Genomic DNA, 17540 nt, shown 5'->3' on the forward strand with positions numbered 1-17540 from the left:
GGTGCCGATCAGCCGCGCGCGGGGCCCGCGGAGCTGCTGGATGTCGATCTCCAGGCCGGCGAGGAACAGCAGGAAGCCCAGGCCGATGACCGACAGCATGTCGACGGCGGTGTCCGCCTCGACGACGTGCAGCACGGCCGGGCCGAGGATGATGCCCGCCAGGATTTCGAGCACGGCGCCGGGCAGGGGAAGCCGGGGGACGGTGGCGAGCAGAAGCGGCACACCGGCCGCTATGGCCAGCACGATCAGAAGGTTGTCGTAGCTCATGGGGACTCCAGTGGCGAGGAGGCTCTTGTCGGGTTGCGGGCGTGATCTCCCCGCTGCTGGCCGACATCGCCCTGCACGTCCTCGGCGAGGCATGGCAGGACGAGGGCCGCCGGCGGTGCTGGTGAGGTACTGCGACGACTTCGTGGTCCTGTCGCCGGCCAGACAACGGGCTGAGCAGGCCCGGCAGTTGACGGCGAGAGTGCTGGAAGGGCCCGGGATGCGACTGCACCCCGAGAAGTCCGGCATCACCTGCCTCACTCGAGGTACCTGCGTGACTCGAGGCGGGCAGGGGCTTGGATTTCCCCGGCTGCCACCACCGGAAGAGGCAATCGTGGAAAGGGCGAGACAGGCTCTACCTGCGGCGCCGCCCCTCGGCCACAGCGATGCGGGTCCTGCGGGACAAGGTCCGGGCCGCAACCGCGATCTCGAAGACCCTCCGTGGCAGCCGGCCTCACCCCGTGCACCAGGGCTGGGCAGCGTACTTCGGCAACGGGAACTCGGGAGGGAAGTTCAACGCCGTCGACGGCTACGTCCACGAACGGCCGGCCGTCTTCGCCGGCCGGAGACACAGACTCCGATACCGGAACCGGATCACCCGATGCACCTGCGGATGGATGACCCGGCTCGGGGTCCACCGCCTCACCGGAAACGTGCACAGCGCGACGGCGCGTCCCGTCGGTGAACGATGCCGGAAAGCCGTGTGCGGGAGAGCCGCACGCACGGTTGGCAGCGGCGGGAGCGGAGACGGAGCGGAAGCCACCGCACCAGTCCCCGGCCCTGCTGATTCGGGGGCCATGCAGGCCTGGTGGCTGCGGGAGCGCGGCACGCTCTCGCCGGTGGGCGCCCGACCGTCCCGGGCCGGTGCCGGGACGGCCGGGAGGCCGGCTCGCTCACTCCTGGCCGAGCCACAGGTCCGGGCCGAAGACCTCGTAGTGGATGTTCTGGGCGGGAACACCGCTGCGCAGCAGGTCGCCGCGGACCGTGCGCATGAACGGCAGGGGGCCGCACATGTAGACGCGCACGTTCTCCGGGTGTTCCAGCGTGGTGACGTCGGCGTGGCCGGTCAGTGCGTCCGGCGCCTGGTCACCCGGCTCCTGATACCACAGGTGCAGCTTCGCGTCCGGGAGCGCGTCGACGAGTTGGCGCTGTTCGTCGAAGTGGGGGTGGTCGGCGGGGGTGCGGTCGGCGTGGACCACGGCGACCTGGCGGGTCGATCCGGTGACGGCCAGGTGGTCGAGCATGGTCAGAATCGGAGTGATGCCGATTCCGGCGCTGGCCAGCAGCAGCGGGTGGTCACCCTTCGGCAGGACCAGGTCACCGGCGGGGAGGGACACGGTCAGGATGTCGCCCGGCGTGACATTTCGGTGCAGCCAGTTGGAGACCTCGCCATCCGGCCCCGCCCCGTGAACGCGCTTGACGGTGATGCGCCACTCCGGGCGGCCAGGAGCGGTGGAGAGGCTGTACTGGCGGATCTGATGGGCGCCGTCGGGCAGCTCGACCTGCACGCTGACGTACTGGCCCGGACGGAAGGGCTTGACCTGGCTGCCGTCCGCGGGCCGCAGAACCAGGGAGACCACGTCGGGGGTCTCCTGGTGCCGTTCGACGAGCTCCATCTTCTGCCAGACGTCGCCATCGGCGACACCGGCCTGCTGGTAGAGCCGGGCCTCGATGGCGATCAACGAGTTGGCCATCAGCCAGTAGACCTCGTCCCAGGCGGCTGCCACCTCGGGAGTGACGGCGTCGCCAAGCACCTCGGCGACCGCCCCGAGGAGGTACTTGTGGACGATCGTGTACTTGTCGGCGGTGATGCCGAGGGAAACATGCTTGTTCGCAATCCGGGAGAGCATCGCGTCCGGCCGGGTGTCGGGGTGCTCCACGAGCATGGTGGCGAAGGCCGCGACCGATCCGGCCAGGGCCATCTTCTGCTCACCGTTGGCCTGGTTGCCGCGGTTGAACAGGTCTCGCAGCAGCTCGGGGTGGGCGTCGAACAAATTCTTGTAGAACAGGTCGGCGATGTCACCGATGGCTGCGCCGACGGCCGGCAGGGTGGCACGGATGACCGGGGTGGACTGCGCTGAGAGCACGGTGAACTCCTTAATTGGTTAATGATCTTCGTATTTAACGGTGGGTGCACACCCACCCGCAAGGGCGGAGCGGGGGTCACCCAGGGCGGCGGTCGGCCAGTCCGACCAGCACCGGGCCGGTAGGTGAGGCCACCAGGTCGGCCACGGTCAGCGGATCGAGCGCGGCATAGAACGCCTCCTGCGCGTCACGCAACGCCCGGCGGAGCCGGCAGGCCGCGCGCAGCGGACACGGCTGATCACCCTCACAGGCGACGACCTCGCTCCCGCCCTCCAGCTCGCGCGCCAGCCGGCCCACCGAAGCCTGACGGCCGAGGCCTGTCAGCCCAAGCCCTCCGCCTCGGCCCCGGCGGGCCTCCACCATGCCGAGATGCTGCAGGCGAGTGATCGCCTTCGCCATGTGGGCGTAGGGCACATCCACAGCTTCCGCCACTTCGCGCGTGGTCAGGGAGCCGCTCTGCCCGGAGGCCGCCAAGCGCATCATGGCACGCAGCGCCAGGTCGGTGAACTTCGTCAACCGCATGCCCCGACGCTATCAAATACGCATCAAAGACTCCATTTAACGGGGGGCCGGCCCGCAGGTGACGTGCACCACCAGCAGCCGCCCGGCCCACCGCCCGCCCGACTTCCGCACACCACACAAAGGGCCACGACAACATTGCCGACATCGTCGGCCTCACCGCAAAGAGAGCACAGGCGCGCACCTGACTGCCCCAACGGGTTCGGTGAAGGTGGACCAGCCGGACCTAGGTTCAGCAAGGCGCGCGCACGGGGTCCACAAGGACACGAAAGGCGCGACGCTGGACGTGAACCGGGATGGCGGCGCCCCCTCACCGGCGGTGTATGGCTTGAAGCGGCCGCACCATCCGATGCGGGCCGCGCCGCTCCGTCAGCCACCCGGACTGGTCGGGCCACCAGATGGCGATCGACGACCGTGTGGTCCTGAAGGCTATGGCCATGATCAGAGCCTCGCGTCCGCGGTCAGGTCTCTAACTGAACGACTTCGATCATCTTCCACTCACTGTCACACCTCTTCACCCGCCTGCCGGGCGGGTGGCACGAAAAAGGAGATCACTGATGACTACGTTCAAGCCCATGCCCGAGTTCGCTCTGGGTCCGGATATCCCGGAGTCCGGGTTCGTCGTGACCGATCTGGGCGAGGGCGCCTACGGTGTCACTCAGGGCATGATCAACACGATGTTCCTGGAGACCAAGAAGGGTGTTGTCCTGGTGGACACTCCTCCGGTCCTGGGTGACGTGCTGCTGGCGGCGATCGAGTCGGTCACGTCCAAGCCGCTCACGCACCTGATCTACAGCCACTCGCACGCCGACCACACCGGTGCGGCTCACCTGCTCAACCGGGACGGTCTGCAGATCATCGCCCACGAGCTGACCGGGCAGTTCATCAAGGAGGCGCACAACGACAACCGCCGTCCGCTGCCGAACGTGACCTTCAGCGGTCCGCACAAGGAGCTGGACATCGACGGGACGCGGTTCGTCCTGGACTACACGGGTGACTGGCACCAGGCGGGCAACCTGTTCATCCACGTACCCGAGAGGAAGCTTCTTACGGCGATCGACAGTTTCTCGGTCAAGAACCCGCCGTTCTTCCGCCTCGTCTTCTCCGCCCACGTGCCTGCCTACTTCGAGGCCATGAACCAGATGCTCGAGTACGACTTCGAGACCATCGTGACTGGTCACATGGCTCTGTACGGCACGCCGGAGGACGTGGCGACGAACCGTGACTACATCAACGACCTGCGCAAGTCCGCGGGTGAGGCGCTGGGGACGGTCGACCTGAAGGAGGTCGCGACCGCGGCCAAGGTGCCCGCCGACAACAAGCAGGCCGAGCTGAAGGTGTGGATGGACGCGGTTGTCGCCCGCGCGGCAGAGCTGATGCCGTCCTGGGACAAGCGCCTGGGCGGGACCGACGTCTTCCTCGCCGACAACCTCAACACCGTCGCCTGGAGCCTCTTCCTGGACTGAGAAACAGTCCTGCGCGGTGATGGGGCACGGCACTCATAGCGGCACAGGGCCGCGGCAGGTGTGAGGCCAGGTGGTGCCGGAGCGTGACGGGGACCAGGGCTGCGGCAGCCAGGAGATCACCGGCCCGTCGCCCGCCCCTGTCGTCGCCCGTCCCGACTCCCTTGCGGCATGGGCCTCAAGCCAGCCAGGGCGCCCATGCACATCCGGCAGGGCGCGTGCGTACCCAGGGCCCCGCCTTGCTTGATCCACGGGAGCTCGGAACCGTGCCCAGCGCGCAATCGCCACATACAACAACGTCCAACAGACCATCTCAATAGAACCGTTCGCCCCGGCCTGGGGCACAAGGAAGAAGGAAACGCCGTATGAGGCAATCAACCAGGGTGGACTTCTTGGCCCAGAGCATCGATCTGGCCCTTGACGTGGTCAGCAATGTGTCGGTGGACCAGTACCAGGATCCAACGCCGTGTTCGGATTTCACGGTGAGAGACCTTGCGAATCACATCGCCATGATGCTCTTGCTGACGAGGGACGCGGGCACCCGGGCGGCACCAGACCCTGGCCTGCTGACTGCGGACCCGATGCCATTTCTCGCCGGACGACCGGAGTCCGACTGGGGTGGGCTGATCAAGGAAAGGGCGGAGCCGGCAGTCATGGCCTGGTCCGCGCCAACGGCATGGGAAGGAGAGGCGACCGTCGGCGGACCGCCCCTGCCTGCGACTGCACTCGGCGGGATTCTCATCGCCGAATTCGCCATCCACGCGTGGGACATGGCAGTAGCCACCGGTCAGTCCGTCAATATCCCCACGTCCTTGGCCAAGGCTGCCTTCGACACCTTCACCCGTGAGGCACCCCGCATGCGCGGCCTGGGTCTTCTCGCCGACGAGGTACCGCAAGAGGCCGATGCGCCCCTGTTCGACCGCGCACTGGCCTTGACCGGCAGGGACCCCGGATGGACCCGGCCCACGCGATAGTTCTGCGAATGCGTCCTGTGTGACTGGCAGAAGTGGTTGCCGATGGTGTGGGTGGTGACACGCCCAGGTGCGACTTCAAGGAGGAGTCACACCTGGTGCCGCGACTGAGGCCGTGCTACTTGCTTGCGTCGGCAAAAGGTAGGAGGGCAGCGTGAAAGTCGGCTTTCTCACGCAGTGGCGATCAGGCTGGGGAATCAGCGGTCCCGCTGCTCAGGTAGTGGTGCGCGGCATCGAGTATGTCCCTGGAAAGAGCGGCATCGTCGCTGGCTCTGGCGAGGAGGACGGCACCGACGAGTGTGGACAGTTCGGCGAGCGCGGTGCCCCTGTCCGTGTCATTGTCGTTCAAGGACTCGTTGAGCTGCTGAACACCTTCGACGAGGTCCCGCAGGCCAGCGGTGAAGGCAGTGCGCACAGGGGTGCCGGGCTCGGCACGCGCGGAGTCTGTGACGAGAGCGGCAGCCGCGCAGCCATGGGCGGGGTTGTCGCGGTGTAGCTCGGAGAGGTATGTCGCAAGAAACGCGGCCCAGGCCGACTGGTCGGCCTGGGGCTCGTCTGCGAGTTGGCCCATGGTTTCGACGGCGTTCGGCGAACGCCGCGGTGAACGCTTGGGCGATCAGGTCGTCCTTCGACGAGAAGTGGCGGTAGAAGCCGCCGTGGGTCAGCCCGGCAGCGGCCATTGCCTCGGGCGCGCTGACCCGGTCGGCAAATAACTCTCAGGATTTCGGGCGCATCACACTAGCTCAGCGTCTTCAGCGCCGCCGCATCGTACGGCTTCAGCTCCTCGAGCCGAGCCTCCAGGACCTTCGCCGCCCACTCCGGGTCCTGGAGCAGGGCGCGACCGACGGCGACCAGGTCGAACTCGTCGCGCTCCAGGCGTTCGAGGAGGTTGTCGATGCCCTGGACCGGGGCGCCCTCGCCCGCGAACGCGCGGATGAAATCTCCGTCGAGGCCGACCGAGCCGACGGTGATGGTGGGCCTGCCGGTGAGCTTCTTGGTCCAGCCCGCCAGGTTCAGGTCCGAGTCCTCGAACTCCGGGAGCCAGTAGCGGCGGGTGGAGGCGTGGAAGGCGTCGACGCCGGCCGCGGCGAGCGGCGCCAGGATCGCCTCCAGCTCCTGCGGGGTCTCGGCGAGCCTCGCGTCATAGGCTTCCTGCTTCCACTGCGAGTAGCGGAAGATCACCGGGAAGTCGGGCGAGACGCTCTCGCGGACCGCGGCCACGATCTCGGCCGCGAACTTCGTACGGGCCACGGGGTCGCCGCCGTAGGCGTCGGTACGGCGGTTCGTCCCCGCCCACAGGAACTGGTCGAGGAGGTAGCCGTGGGCGCCGTGCAGTTCGACACCGTCGAAGCCGATGCGCTCGGCGGCCGCGGCAGCATCGGCGAAGGCACCGATGACGTCGTCCAGGTCGCGCCGGGTCATCGCCTTGCCCGTGCCCTCGGTGCCGTCGACGCGGATGCCGGAAGGGCCGACGGCGGGGGCGTCGGCGTAGGGCGCGTTGCCCTGCTTGCGCACCATGCCGATGTGCCACAGCTGCGGCACGATCGTGCCGCCCGCCGCATGGACGGCCTCTGCGACCTTCGCCCACCCCGCGAGCTGTTCCTCACCGTGGAATCGCGGTACACGGTCGCTGGACCCGGCCGACTCGTGGCCGACGTAGGTCCCCTCGGTGACGATCAGGCCCACACCCGCGGCGGCGCGACGGGCGTAGTACGACCGCACGTCCTCACCGGGGACGCCGCCAGGGGAGAACATGCGCGTCATCGGCGCCATCACGATGCGGTTCGGCACGGTCAGGCCGTTCAGCCCGACGGGCCGGGACAGGATCTCGGCCGCGCGGGAGGCAAAGGACGCAGTGACGGTCTGTCCGGAGGGCCGTGCGGATGCCCGGTGCTGTGCCTGAGACACGGAACTCTTTCCCAACTACTTAGGAACATGGAAGCTTGAGAACATCAACTAATAGCTTTACGGTAGACGTCAATATTTGAGATCGTCAAGCTTCTGGGCGTAAGGTGGATCACATGCCAGGACCCCCGCACGTCGGCATGGGCCGGCTCATGGAGCTGCTCTCGATGTCGCTCGGCGCCTACTACGGCGATTTCACGGCCGCGGCTGCCCGCGAGAAGCTCACCGCCAGCCAGGGCAGGACGCTCAGCGTGCTGCGCCACGGCCCTGCCGCGATGCGCGTGCTCGCCGAGACGCTGGCCTGCGACGCCTCCAACATGACAGGCATTGTCGACCGCCTGGAAAAGCGCGGCCTGGTCCGCCGCGAGCCCAGCCCCGGCGACCGCCGCGTCAAGAACGTCGTCATCACCCCACAGGGCGAGCACGCCATCGACACCATCCGCGCCACGATGCACACCACATTGGCGGGCCTGGCCACACTCGACGACAAGGACCGGGCCACCCTGTACGCCCTGCTGGACCGCGTCTTCACGGCCCGCCCCACCGACACCTGACAAGCCCGCCTCCCGACACCGGGCCACACACCCACCCGGGCCGGTGATGCGCCGGATTGCCGGCCTCCTCCCCGGCGAGCCCCACACCGATGCCGGCAGACACCGCGGCCGACGAGGCCCTCCCGCCGGATCCGGTTGTGACAAACCAGGCCGGACCCACGCTCACCTCCGAGAGAGCACAACCACGACCGTCAAAGCGGGCAGGCGGCAAATCCTCACCGGCGGCGCCCGCCCCACGCCGGCGGTCGGCCGCCAGCCACCCGCGGCGTCCCGACCGCTGCCCGGATCGCGGCCCCCGCCGCACCCGTACGTGTGACTCCCGGCCGGTCGCACTTGTGATGTGCGGTGACCGGCCCGGACCCGCCCGGACCTAACCCCGGGGCCCGTGGCATGTCCCGATCAGGACGGGTCGGTCCGCACGGCAGCTTCGTTGTCGGTCAGGTGCAGTTTCTACGTCTGGTGAGTCAGGCCGGCCAGAACGACATGGACGCAGCCCCCTTGGGGCTGGCTGCTCTTCGGGGCGGGGCCAACCATCGAGGCGAGCCGGTCCGAGGTGCCGGCGGTGACCGGCACCAGGATCACGATGCCCGTCATCCAAGTGCCACCGCGTACCAACGATCACTGAACATCAGTCGTACACAGCGCAGATGACACAACCTGATCACCACCGCCCGGCATGCGTCAGCCCGCCGGTCGAACCTCAACGACGCCCTGGCCCGGGCCGCCGCGCGGTGGACGGTGGACCAGGCCATCGCGGCCGGTGCCACCGTCATCTGTCTGGAAGACCTGCGGTCCATGGAGGCCAAGGGGATGGGGCGGACGATGAACACGCGGCTGTCCCAGACGGTGCGTGGGCAGATCGCCGCCCGGATGCGGCACCGTGCACACGACGACCGGACCCCGGACCGACGCGGAGATACCGGCGTATGCGGCATTTTCCCCTATCGTCCCTCTCGGGCGCTGGGCAGCCTCCTGGTACGGCAGGGTTGACGATCCCAGCCTCCTCTCACGGGAGGGAGTTGAGGACGTGCCGTTCGCGGAGTCGCCCGGTGACGACGGACCCGCGCCACCTCCCGAGCCCGCCCCGGAGTACGGCCAGCAGCCCTGGAAACCGCTGCTGGCCGTGTGCGCCGGGTACTTCATGGTGATCCTGGACGTCACGATCATCAATGTGGCCGTGCCGGTGGTGGGCCGGGAGCTGTCGGCCTCGCTCACGGGGATCCAGTGGATCACCGACGGTTACACCATGGTGTTCGCCGGACTGCTGCTGACCGGTGGCGCGCTCGGCGACCGGCTGGGGAACCGTCGTATCTTCTGCACCGGCGTGGGCGTGTTCACCGCCTCATCGGCCGCGTGCGCGCTCGCGCAGGACACCCCGGCCCTGGTGGCCGCCCGGCTGCTGGAGGGGCTCGGTGCGGCGTTGATCGTGCCCGGCTCGCTCGCCTTGCTGCAGCAGGCCTACCCGCATCCGGCCGCGCGCTCGCGGGCCTTCGGACTATGGGGGTCGATGGCGGGCATCGCGGCATCGGCGGGGCCGCTCCTGGGCGGGCTGCTCGTCTCCACAGTTGGCTGGCGGTGGGTATTCCTCATCAACCTGCCCGTCGGCATCGCCTGCCTGGTCCTGACTCTGCGGTACGTGGCGCCCTCGCCGCGCCATGCCGACCGGCCCCTGGACTGGCCGGCGCAGTGCGCGGTCGTGGCGGCGGTGGTCCTGCTGACCGCCGCGCTCAACGAGGCCGGCCGTCGCGGCTGGTCCGATCCTGCGGTCCTCGTGGCGGCGGGCGCGGCGGTGCTGGCCGGCACGGCGTTCGCGGTGCGGGAGCGGCTGGCCCGCTCCCCCGCGCTTCCGTTGAGCCTGCTGCGCTCGCGGACGATCAGCGGCGGAGCCGTCATCGGCCTGCTGTTCAATTTCGGTTTCTACGGCATGGTGTTCACCGCGAGCCTGTACTTCCAGCACGAGCGCGGGTACAGCGCCCTCAGCACCGGGGCAGCGCTGTTCCCCGCGGTGGCGATGACCATGTTCGCCTCCGTCCTGTCCGGGCGGCTGAGCCGCAGGACGGGTGATCGTCCGCTGGTGGTCACCGGCATGCTTCTGGCAGCCGTGGGACTGGCCGGCTGGGCCGTTGCGGGCGCCGAACCCGCCTACGTACTCCTGGTGGGCCCGATGATGGCGGCGGGATTCGGTACCTCCTTCGCCCTCACAGGGGCGACCTCCACGGTGATGGGCGCCGCGCCCGCCGAGTACTCGGGGACCACCTCCGCGCTGTTCAACACCGCCCGCCAGATCGGCAGCGCCATGGGCGTGGCACTCGGCGGTTCTTTGCTCGCCACGGCCGCCGACTACAGCGCGGGGCTGCGCGTCGGCATGGCGGTCGGGGCGCTCGCGTACCTGGTCGCGGCGGGTCTCGCGTGGCTGTGCGTGCCGCTGAAGCCGGAGGGACGCTGAGGACCGAACCCTGCACGCGCATACGTCCCGCCTCGTGAGCACTCGATGACGCTCATGGCAAACGTCGAAGGGAGCGGTTCGCAGCCGGTCGGCCACGGCGGCACAGTGGGACAGGTCGATCACGACCCGTTCGGCCGGATCACCGGCGGCGGCCTGCTGCCCGCGCAGTCGTTCGGCCTCGGTCAGCGCGGCCATGGTCTTGCGATCACGGCCCAGATGACGCGCGATCGCCGAGGTCGACCAACCCTGACGACCTAGCGCGTGAGCATCGACGAGCTCGGTGTCGCGCATGGCCCGCGCGGATGGCGCTGCGCGCCGCTGCTTGTGCGCGTAGTAGGTGGACGGGGCGATCCTGCAGTCGTGCTCGGTGAGGACGCGGCAGATCGGATCGACACCGCCGAAATGGCCCCGGTGCTCGTCGATGAACGCTACGAGCGTGTGTGTGGTTCCATCGACACTCCCCCGCGGACCATCACCAGGCGTGCCCTGGCTGCTGGGCTACCGCCGGTTCAGGAGACGATTCCGGCCATCGCTCCGCCGCCGGTGGCGATGCCGCCGCCCGGCTTGGCCGCGGCGAAGGGGGGCGTGTCCGGCCGGCAGGTGGCTCCGACCGGGGGCAGGGTGCCGTCGATGAAGTAGCGGCTCTCGTAGTTCTTGATGCAGCTGCTGGGATTGACGAGTGTGGTGTGCCCGTAGCCGTCGTGGGTGAGCAGGCGGGCACTGGCCAGCTCCTTGACCATGGCCTGCGCACCTTGGTACGGGGTGGAGGGGTCGTAGACGGTGCCGATCACCAGGACGGGGTGTGCCGTGGGCTTGTTCCACGGCCCGCGGTAGCGGTTGGCGGCAACCGGCCAGGCGGCACACCCTTCGGAGGCCCAGGTCCAGAAGCGTCCGGCGTCGCCCGCACGGGTAGCGCTGGCCTCCTCCAGGGCGTGGTAGACGCCGGGGTCACGCGGATTGGGGCTGTCACCGCAGAGCACCGCACCACCCTGTTCGTCGCCCAGGTACGGATTCGGATTCGGGACCGGTGGTGGGGGAGGAAAGGTGGCCGGCTCCGGTGCGCGGCCCTGCCACAGTTCCTGCAGCCTGCCGGCGAGGTCGGTCCATCCGGGGTGGACGTTGTAGAGGCTGTTCACGGTGTCACCGACCGTACGGCCGTAGGTCCACACGCCCACGGCATGCTCCCGGAGCCGGCGCATCAGCTGGTCGAACTTGTCCCGGGTCGCTTTCGGGCTGCCGGCGGAGAAGGCGCAGCGGGAGCTGGTGGTGGACCCGCACAGAGCGAGGAACTTGTCCAGGGTCGCCGCAGCGGTGCGGTCCGAGCCCATGCGCAGGAATGTCGTGAGCCGGGGGTCCTCGTCCGACGCGTGGTTCGTCCAGGCCTGCGGGTCGATGTTGCTGTCGAGGGCCATGGCGCGGACCTTGCCGGGGAAGAGGTTGGCGTAGGTGGCGCCCAGGATCGAGCCGTAGGAGTCCCCGAGGTAGGTGAGTTGCGGGTCGCCCACCGCCTGGCGGAGCCGGTCGAGATCCCGGGCGGTGTCGGTGGTCGACACATGACGCAGGAGCTCGGGATCGCGCTGCTCACAGCGCCTGGCCAGATCCTTGTACGCGGCGATGTAGGCCGCCCGCTCCTTGTCGCCCACCGGGAAGCCCGCCGGTTTGCGCGCATTCCAGGCGGCGGCTTCCTGGGGGCTCGCGAAGCAGTTCACCGCAGTGCTGTTACCTATCCCGCGTGGGTCCCAGCTGACGACGTCGAAACGTTCCCGCATCTCGCGCGGGAAGGACTCGTAGTTCTGGGGCATCTGCACCGTTCCGGGCCCGCCGGGGCCGCCGGGGCCGCCGGGGTTGAAGAACAGGGTGCCGATGCGCCGTCCGGGGCCGGTCGCCTGTCGCCGGATGACCGCCAGGTCGATGGTGCGACCACCGGGTTTGAGGTAGTCCAGCGGCACCTTCGCTGTCGCGCAGTCGAACGGGCTGCCCTGGACGCAGGGTTCCCAGTCCAGCTTCAAGGCAGGCACCGAAGGTGTCGGCGTACCGTCGGCCGCGGCGAGGTCCGGTCCCGTCAGTACCGTCGAGAAGGTCACCACCGCGGCGATGACCGCGGCACGACGACGGCCCGCCATGGATCCGCGTATGGGAGGTATGGGCATACTCCGTCCTTCCTCCTTCGTGCTGAGGGCCCGATGCCACCAATCCCCCTGGACCTCGTCACGCATCTGTGTCAAACGACACCGCGGTCCGGCAACGCGCGCCAGCCAGCGGGAGCCGAATGGCCGAGCTGCTGCCGCCGCTGCCGCCTGCGACCGCCCCCTTCGCCCTGCGCCGGGTCGCATCCGACGCCCTGTGCCCGACGGCCTCATCAAGAACATCGCCGCCGCCCTCGCCGCGGCGGGCGGAACCCTCATGGGTTGGAGGCGCCGCAGAAAGACGCCGTCACCCTGGCGAAGCAGCACGGGACCGCCGACGTCGAACGGGCTCCGGGCACCGCGGCGGCGATGGGCCGCTTTCGCCGAGGGCGACCTGCTGTCGATCCCGCACCATCAGGGTGAGCACGACCGGGCCGAGCCGATCCGCCACGGTGAGACCCACAGCCTGCAACCGGGCACCTCCGCCTGGCCCGGGTCCACGACACCGTGATCCGCGCGTGGTCTCGGTCGAGGGTGTCGCCGAGGTGAGCCCGGAAGCCGCCAATAGTTGATCTCGGGGTCCGTGTTGGCGGAGCCGTCACCCGTTCAGATGAGTGTCGTTGGTGTGATGTTGGGCTGTCGGCCGGGCCGGTTGGGGAAATTGACCTCGATCGAGCGGACCGCGCATCCGTGGCTCCAGCGGCTGATCACCGCGCATGCGAAGCCCGTGGCAGCGCGGCACCAACGAGAACACCAACCGGCTGTTGCGGCAGTACCTGCCCAAGGGCGCGGACCTCCGCACGTTCAGCCAGGCCGACCTGGACGCCATCGCCCACGAGCTCAACCACCGTCGCGCAAGACCCATGGCTATCGCGCTCCGGCACAGGTCTACGCTGACCTCCTGAACAGCGGTGATGCGCTGACCGCTTGAGCCCGCCATCGTTTGCTGACACCCTTGGCGTGTCCCGGTGCTCGCCGCGCTGCTGACGCTTCGTAATTTTAATCTTGGGATCGTTGCGCCGGCTAATGCGCGCTCATGCCGATTTCGTGCTGTCCACCGGGGATGCGCGGGCTTCATTGGTATGCCCGGGCCATGGCGTGGAAGGAGCGCTTGGGGGCGAGGCTGCCGTCGGGCATCAGCTTGCATACCCCGTAGGAGGCCATGTCGAGGTCGAAGCGCGGGTCGGCGTGGTGGGGGTACTCGTAGCCGGCGAAGGTGAACCAGAAGGCGGTGTCCACGCCTTCCTCGTCGAAGACGGCGAGCATCTCGCGCAGGTAGTGGGCCTGTTCTTCCTCGTCGCGGACGTAATCGCCGTTGATGCGGGGCGGATCGGCGTCGTGATCGACGACATCTACCCAGCCCATGCCGCCGCGCTCGGCTGCGCCCCGGTAGGTGCAGCAGCCGAACTCGGTCGCCGCGAGCGGCTTACCGTGCCGGAAATATTCCCGCAGGCCCCGGCGGAAGGCGTCCCCCGGATCGCCGTAGGCGTCCGCGCTCACGATGTCGAAGGGCGTCCAATCGATCTGTTCCCATATTCCGGAGGCGTAGGTGATCTTGCCGCGGAACCGTTCGCGCACCGTAGCCGCGGCGTCGGCGAGTAATGGGTCCAGCTTGACGGGCACCTCGGCGACCTTGGCCAGTGCCCCAGGAGCGCCGCCCACCAGGGTATCGATCCTGGCGAGGCTGTTGTCTCCCGGGAAGAAACCGGGGGTGAACAGGCTCAGCTCGCAGCCGATGACGAAGACCTCCGCCCCCACCTCCTGGGCGTGGTCCGCGCAGTCGGCGAAGTACGGCAGCAGCTCCGTTGCGGGCAGCTCACACGGGAACGGGGAGAACCAGACCTCCAGCCCGGCGTCGGCGGCATGCCCGGCGGCGACCGCCAGCCGCTCGGGGTCGCCGCCGGTGATCCGCACGGCGTCGCAGTGCAGGTCGTCGGCGATGACACGGATCTCTCGTCGCACTGCCTCGGCGTCGAAGACGGGCCGCGAACACAGCCCGCCAGGGGTGAATCCGGTGTCGTAGGTGATGCCCTTGGCACGCATGTCATCGCTCCTCACCGGGTGACCGGAAACGCGGTCACCCCTCGATATCCGGCTCTTCGCGCATTCGACGGCGGTCTCGGCCATGCTGTTGCCTCGCTTGCCGGGGGAGACCGCCGAATGCTGCTGTCCGGCTGCCGGATCCGAACGTTAGGCAGGGCGCGAAACACGAGTCAACGAAGCCTCCTCCGGATTCGCGCTGTTTTCGCTGTTCGCTGCGGATATCGGCGATTGCAATGACGTTGCCGGTAAATGCACGCCGAGAGCCGCCCGTTGCAACGGTTGACGACTGGCTCGCATACTGACGTCGAGACGACCGGATCGGAGGGGACGGCCGAATGCCAGGACACAGGCTGACCAGAGCCGACCGGCAGCAGATCGCCGCAGGGTTGGGGCAGGGCCTGGACTACGCCGGGATCGCCCGCCAGCTGGGCCGCCCCACCTCGACGGTCAGCCGCGAGGTCGCGCGAAACGGCGGGCCGGGCCGCTACCGCGCGGACCTGGCACACCTCGCCACCACCCACCGAGCCCGGCGCACCCTCCGCCCACCGGCGGCCGCGCGGCGGGCCAGCGAGCACAGCGGCCCCGACGCGACGGCCGCGTTCGTGGCTGACCTCACCGCGGCGCTCATCGAAACCGGCATGCCGCGCACCGCCGCCGGTGTGATGGCCTGCCTGTTCACCTCCGAGACCGGCAGTTGCACGGCCGCCGAGCTGGCGCGGCACCTGCGGGTCAGCGCAGCGACCATCTCGCACGCGGTCGGCCTGCTGCACCAGCACGGGCTGATCCGCCGTGGCCGCGACAGCCAGAGCCGACGCCACCGGTACTTCCTCGACGAGAACGCGGGCGTCCGCTCCGTGGTGGTCGGCGTCCGCTCCAACCAGCGACTCGCCGCCACCGCGCTGCGCGGCGCCGACATCTTCGGGGCCGACACCGCTGTCGGAACCCGACTCGCCACCGCGGGCCGATTCCTCAAACAACTCGGCGACGACATCCTCCACGCCGCCGAAAAACACTCCCGCGCCACCGCAGGCACCAGGCCCAAGCACGCCCGGACAACCCACTCAACGACCGCGCGATAAACGCCGCGAAGCGGTGCCAAGCCCGGCCGCGTTAGAACATCCGGTCATGCCACGTAACGCCAAGCTTCGCGCGGCATGACTGTCCGTTCCCGCGATGCCAAGCTCGCCGCGCATGACCACGAAGGGGGAAGCGGGGAATAGATGGTGCTCAACGCGAGTGACGCGTGTGCTGCAAGTGTCAGCGGCGGCCACTGGGGCGAGCGCGACTGTCAGCCGTACCAACAGGAGTCGGTACGGAAGTCGTCGAAGGAGGCAGTCTTGTAGCCTTCCTGATCGACGCCGTCGCCCTTGCCCATGAAGTAGCGGACCTGGCCAGGTTCGAGGTCCGCGAGGTGCGCGAGGGTGAAGTCGATATGTGCCGCCGACCAGGCACCGCCGTGGGCCCACCCGTACAGGTGGTAGCTGCGGTGCGGCTCAAGGGGCGCCATGGGCTCGTCCACCAGCCAGCGCTCACCACCGATGTCGAGCCGCCAGGTGACGAAACCGGTGAGGGGCTCCTCGCGCGTCCATTGACCAACCGTTTCCGTTCGGTCCCCGTCGCTGCTCCTGTCGTCCTCGGCGTCGGTGTACAGCGTGGCGCCGTCGATGTGACCGCGGCAGACGACCATCACACCGAGCGGCTTCCCGTCCTCCGCCACTGCAATGCCGGATGCGCCCGCCCTCGGCGGGCTACAGCCCGGGAGCAGCGCCAGCACTGCGACACACGCCGCAGCCAGGAAGACATGCCGGATTCGTGCCATCGTTTCCCCCCGATTCGCCCGCATCCTCGGCCCCACCCGCGCATCAGGCCGGGCACGCGCAAGTGATGCCCGGAAGGCAGCGAAGGAACCGGACCTTGTCCGATACGTTGCGCGAACGCAAGCCGCCGGACACCCCCTACGCGTCGCCCCTCTGCGCCCTACAAGGCTGCCCGGCTGGGGACCGCGGATGTCAGTGCTGCGGGTCATACTCGTGCCGCGGCGCTATCCGGGCGCCGCAGCACGAGGGGAGCGACATGGCTGAGGTGCTGGTTTTCCACCACGGGCACGGGCTGACCCACGGCGTCCGCGAATTCGCCGAGCAGCTGCGACGGGCCGGACACACCGTCCACGTCCCGGACCTGTTCGAGGGGCAGGTATTCGACAGCCTCGAGGAGGGCATCGGCTACGCCGAGAGCACCGGGTTCCGCACGATCATCGAGCGCGGAACCGCCGCCGCCGAGGGGCTGCCCGCGGAGCTCGTCTACCTCGGGTTCTCGCTGGGCGTCCTGCCGGCGCAGAAGCTTGCCCAGACCTGCCCCGGCGCAAAGGGTGCATTGTTGCTCGAGGCATGCGTCCCGGTCTCGGAGTTCGGCGGTGTCTGGCCCCGGGACGTCCCGGTCCAGGTCCACGGCATGGACGCAGATCCGTTCTTCGCCGGGGAGGGCGATGTGGACGCGGCCCGCGCGCTCGTCGAGACGGCGGCGGATGCCGAGCTGTTCCTCTACCCCGGTGACAGGCACCTGTTCACCGACAGCAGCCTTCCATCGCACGACGAGCATGCCGCAACGCAGGCCACTCATCGGGTGCTCGAGTTCCTCGACCGCATCAAATAGCCCAGCACCCTCGGGCTCAGGGGCTACTTCGTCGGTGCTACGGCGAAGATCCCCACGCCACAGGCCGCCCGTTCCAACCTCCGCTTCCAGGACCGACGCGTCACCGACCTCAAAGCCCGCATCGCCGAACCGGGATCATCACCCGATCCTGTCACGCTGGCTTCACCACGCCCGTCCACCATCCCAGTGGACGGGCCGCCCCACGAGACCACTCGGACGAGCCACAGCAACGGCCCCACCCCGCCGTCACGGACATGTAGTACACACCCTGGCCACCTCGATCGTTCGCGTGATGACGGGCTTCTCCCACGGCGGGGCTCCCGGTGATCGCCTGCACGCACCCGACGAGCCGGCGATTACCTGGCGTTACCCGAAACGGGCCAGTGGCCAGCTGAAGTTCGGATACCCGCTCCCGGGCGGCGCCGAGGACGTCCATCTGTTCAAGCGACTGGCGTGACCGGCGCGCCGCTCACGCCGCCGTCCACGGAACACCGCGGGGCGGTCACCGTTCA

17 protein-coding genes and 3 pseudogenes are annotated in these 17540 nt (G+C 68.9%); 11 read left to right on the plus strand and 9 right to left on the minus strand.

Translation table 11 applies throughout. The features are described from left to right. Positions 1–267, minus strand: a 267-nt coding sequence (locus ABT078_RS35630) for a cation:proton antiporter domain-containing protein (protein ID WP_351235307.1), incomplete at its 3' end; no start/stop codon positions are given. Positions 268–650: 383 nt separating this feature from the next. Here ABT078_RS35630 and ABT078_RS35635 point away from each other — a divergent pair. Continuing rightward, positions 651–845, plus strand: a pseudogene (locus ABT078_RS35635) (group II intron maturase-specific domain-containing protein); the annotation flags it as partial. 312 nt (positions 846–1157) lie between these two features. On the opposite strand, the gene ABT078_RS35640 reads toward ABT078_RS35635, so the two are convergent. Beyond that, positions 1158–2351, minus strand: coding sequence for a globin domain-containing protein (locus ABT078_RS35640; RefSeq protein ID WP_351235309.1), 1194 nt, complete (start codon positions 2349–2351; stop codon positions 1158–1160). Between the two features lie 76 nt (positions 2352–2427). Continuing rightward, positions 2428–2871, minus strand: a complete 444-nt coding sequence (locus tag ABT078_RS35645) for an RrF2 family transcriptional regulator (RefSeq protein WP_351235311.1) — start codon at positions 2869–2871, stop codon at positions 2428–2430. 554 nt (positions 2872–3425) lie between these two features. Between ABT078_RS35645 and ABT078_RS35650 the strand changes: the two genes are divergently transcribed. Together ABT078_RS35650 and ABT078_RS35655 are read left to right on the plus strand one after the other, a co-directional pair. Then, entirely contained in the window at positions 3426–4334 is a 909-nt protein-coding gene (locus tag ABT078_RS35650; RefSeq protein WP_351235313.1) for an MBL fold metallo-hydrolase, read from the plus strand. Positions 4335–4723: 389 nt separating this feature from the next. Continuing rightward, a complete protein-coding gene (locus tag ABT078_RS35655) occupies positions 4724–5305 on the plus strand; it encodes a TIGR03086 family metal-binding protein (protein ID WP_351235315.1) in 582 nt (193 codons plus the stop codon). Between the two features lie 181 nt (positions 5306–5486). On the opposite strand, the gene ABT078_RS35660 is transcribed toward ABT078_RS35655, so the two are convergent. Together ABT078_RS35660 and ABT078_RS35665 are read right to left on the minus strand one after the other, a co-directional pair. After that, positions 5487–5873 carry a hypothetical protein gene (locus ABT078_RS35660; RefSeq protein WP_351235383.1) on the minus strand — a complete coding sequence of 129 codons (387 nt, stop codon included), beginning with the start codon at positions 5871–5873 and terminating at the stop codon, positions 5487–5489. Between the two features lie 167 nt (positions 5874–6040). Beyond that, positions 6041–7210 (minus strand): NADH:flavin oxidoreductase, encoded by a 1170-nt coding sequence (locus ABT078_RS35665; protein WP_502981473.1) that lies wholly within the window; start codon positions 7208–7210, stop codon positions 6041–6043. 113 nt (positions 7211–7323) lie between these two features. On the opposite strand from ABT078_RS35665, the gene ABT078_RS35670 reads away from it, so the two are divergent. Beyond that, the gene (locus tag ABT078_RS35670; RefSeq protein WP_502981474.1) at positions 7324–7761 is read left to right on the plus strand and encodes a MarR family winged helix-turn-helix transcriptional regulator; all 438 of its coding nucleotides are present in this window, start codon (positions 7324–7326) and stop codon (positions 7759–7761) included. 450 nt (positions 7762–8211) lie between these two features. Here the strand turns inward: ABT078_RS35670 and ABT078_RS35675 are convergent, their stop codons facing one another. Next, positions 8212–8355, minus strand: a complete 144-nt coding sequence (locus tag ABT078_RS35675; RefSeq protein ID WP_351235317.1) for a hypothetical protein — start codon at positions 8353–8355, stop codon at positions 8212–8214. A 433-nt stretch (positions 8356–8788) separates the two neighbouring features. On the opposite strand from ABT078_RS35675, the gene ABT078_RS35680 reads away from it, so the two are divergent. After that, positions 8789–10207, plus strand: a complete 1419-nt coding sequence (locus ABT078_RS35680) for an MFS transporter (protein ID WP_351235319.1) — start codon at positions 8789–8791, stop codon at positions 10205–10207. Positions 10208–10261: 54 nt separating this feature from the next. Next, positions 10262–10465: a hypothetical protein gene (locus ABT078_RS35685; RefSeq protein ID WP_351235322.1), complete on the plus strand. Its 204-nt coding sequence runs from the start codon at positions 10262–10264 to the stop codon at positions 10463–10465. Positions 10466–10716: 251 nt separating this feature from the next. Here ABT078_RS35685 and ABT078_RS35690 read toward each other — a convergent pair whose 3' ends face one another. Beyond that, positions 10717–12357, minus strand: a complete 1641-nt coding sequence (locus ABT078_RS35690) for an alpha/beta hydrolase (protein ID WP_351235324.1) — start codon at positions 12355–12357, stop codon at positions 10717–10719. Between the two features lie 695 nt (positions 12358–13052). Between ABT078_RS35690 and ABT078_RS35695 the strand changes: the two are divergent. Then, a pseudogene (locus tag ABT078_RS35695) lies at positions 13053–13264 on the plus strand (transposase); the annotation flags it as partial. Between the two features lie 143 nt (positions 13265–13407). On the opposite strand, the gene ABT078_RS35700 reads toward ABT078_RS35695, so the two are convergent. Next, the gene (locus tag ABT078_RS35700; RefSeq protein ID WP_351235326.1) at positions 13408–14376 is read right to left on the minus strand and encodes a glycoside hydrolase family 113 protein; all 969 of its coding nucleotides are present in this window, start codon (positions 14374–14376) and stop codon (positions 13408–13410) included. Positions 14377–14711: 335 nt separating this feature from the next. On the opposite strand from ABT078_RS35700, the pseudogene ABT078_RS35705 reads away from it, so the two are divergent. After that, positions 14712–14844: pseudogene (locus ABT078_RS35705) on the plus strand (helix-turn-helix domain-containing protein); the annotation flags it as partial. Positions 14845–14873: 29 nt separating this feature from the next. Further along, positions 14874–15455: a MarR family transcriptional regulator gene (locus ABT078_RS35710; protein WP_351235381.1), complete on the plus strand. Its 582-nt coding sequence runs from the start codon at positions 14874–14876 to the stop codon at positions 15453–15455. Positions 15456–15664: 209 nt separating this feature from the next. On the opposite strand, the gene ABT078_RS35715 is transcribed toward ABT078_RS35710, so the two are convergent. Continuing rightward, positions 15665–16195 carry a hypothetical protein gene (locus ABT078_RS35715; protein ID WP_351235328.1) on the minus strand — a complete coding sequence of 177 codons (531 nt, stop codon included), beginning with the start codon at positions 16193–16195 and terminating at the stop codon, positions 15665–15667. Positions 16196–16449: 254 nt separating this feature from the next. Between ABT078_RS35715 and ABT078_RS35720 the strand changes: the two genes are divergently transcribed. Both ABT078_RS35720 and ABT078_RS35725 read left to right on the plus strand, forming a co-directional pair. Continuing rightward, on the plus strand, positions 16450–17028 hold the full coding sequence (locus tag ABT078_RS35720) for a dienelactone hydrolase family protein (RefSeq protein WP_351235330.1): 579 nt from the start codon (positions 16450–16452) through the stop codon (positions 17026–17028). Between the two features lie 292 nt (positions 17029–17320). Beyond that, complete coding sequence (locus ABT078_RS35725) at positions 17321–17485, plus strand: hypothetical protein (RefSeq protein ID WP_351235332.1); 165 nt, start codon at positions 17321–17323, stop codon at positions 17483–17485. Positions 17486–17540 lie beyond the last annotated feature (55 nt).

It is taken from the genome of Streptomyces sp. NPDC002133, assembly GCF_040296405.1.
Taxonomy (GTDB): domain Bacteria; phylum Actinomycetota; class Actinomycetes; order Streptomycetales; family Streptomycetaceae; genus Streptomyces.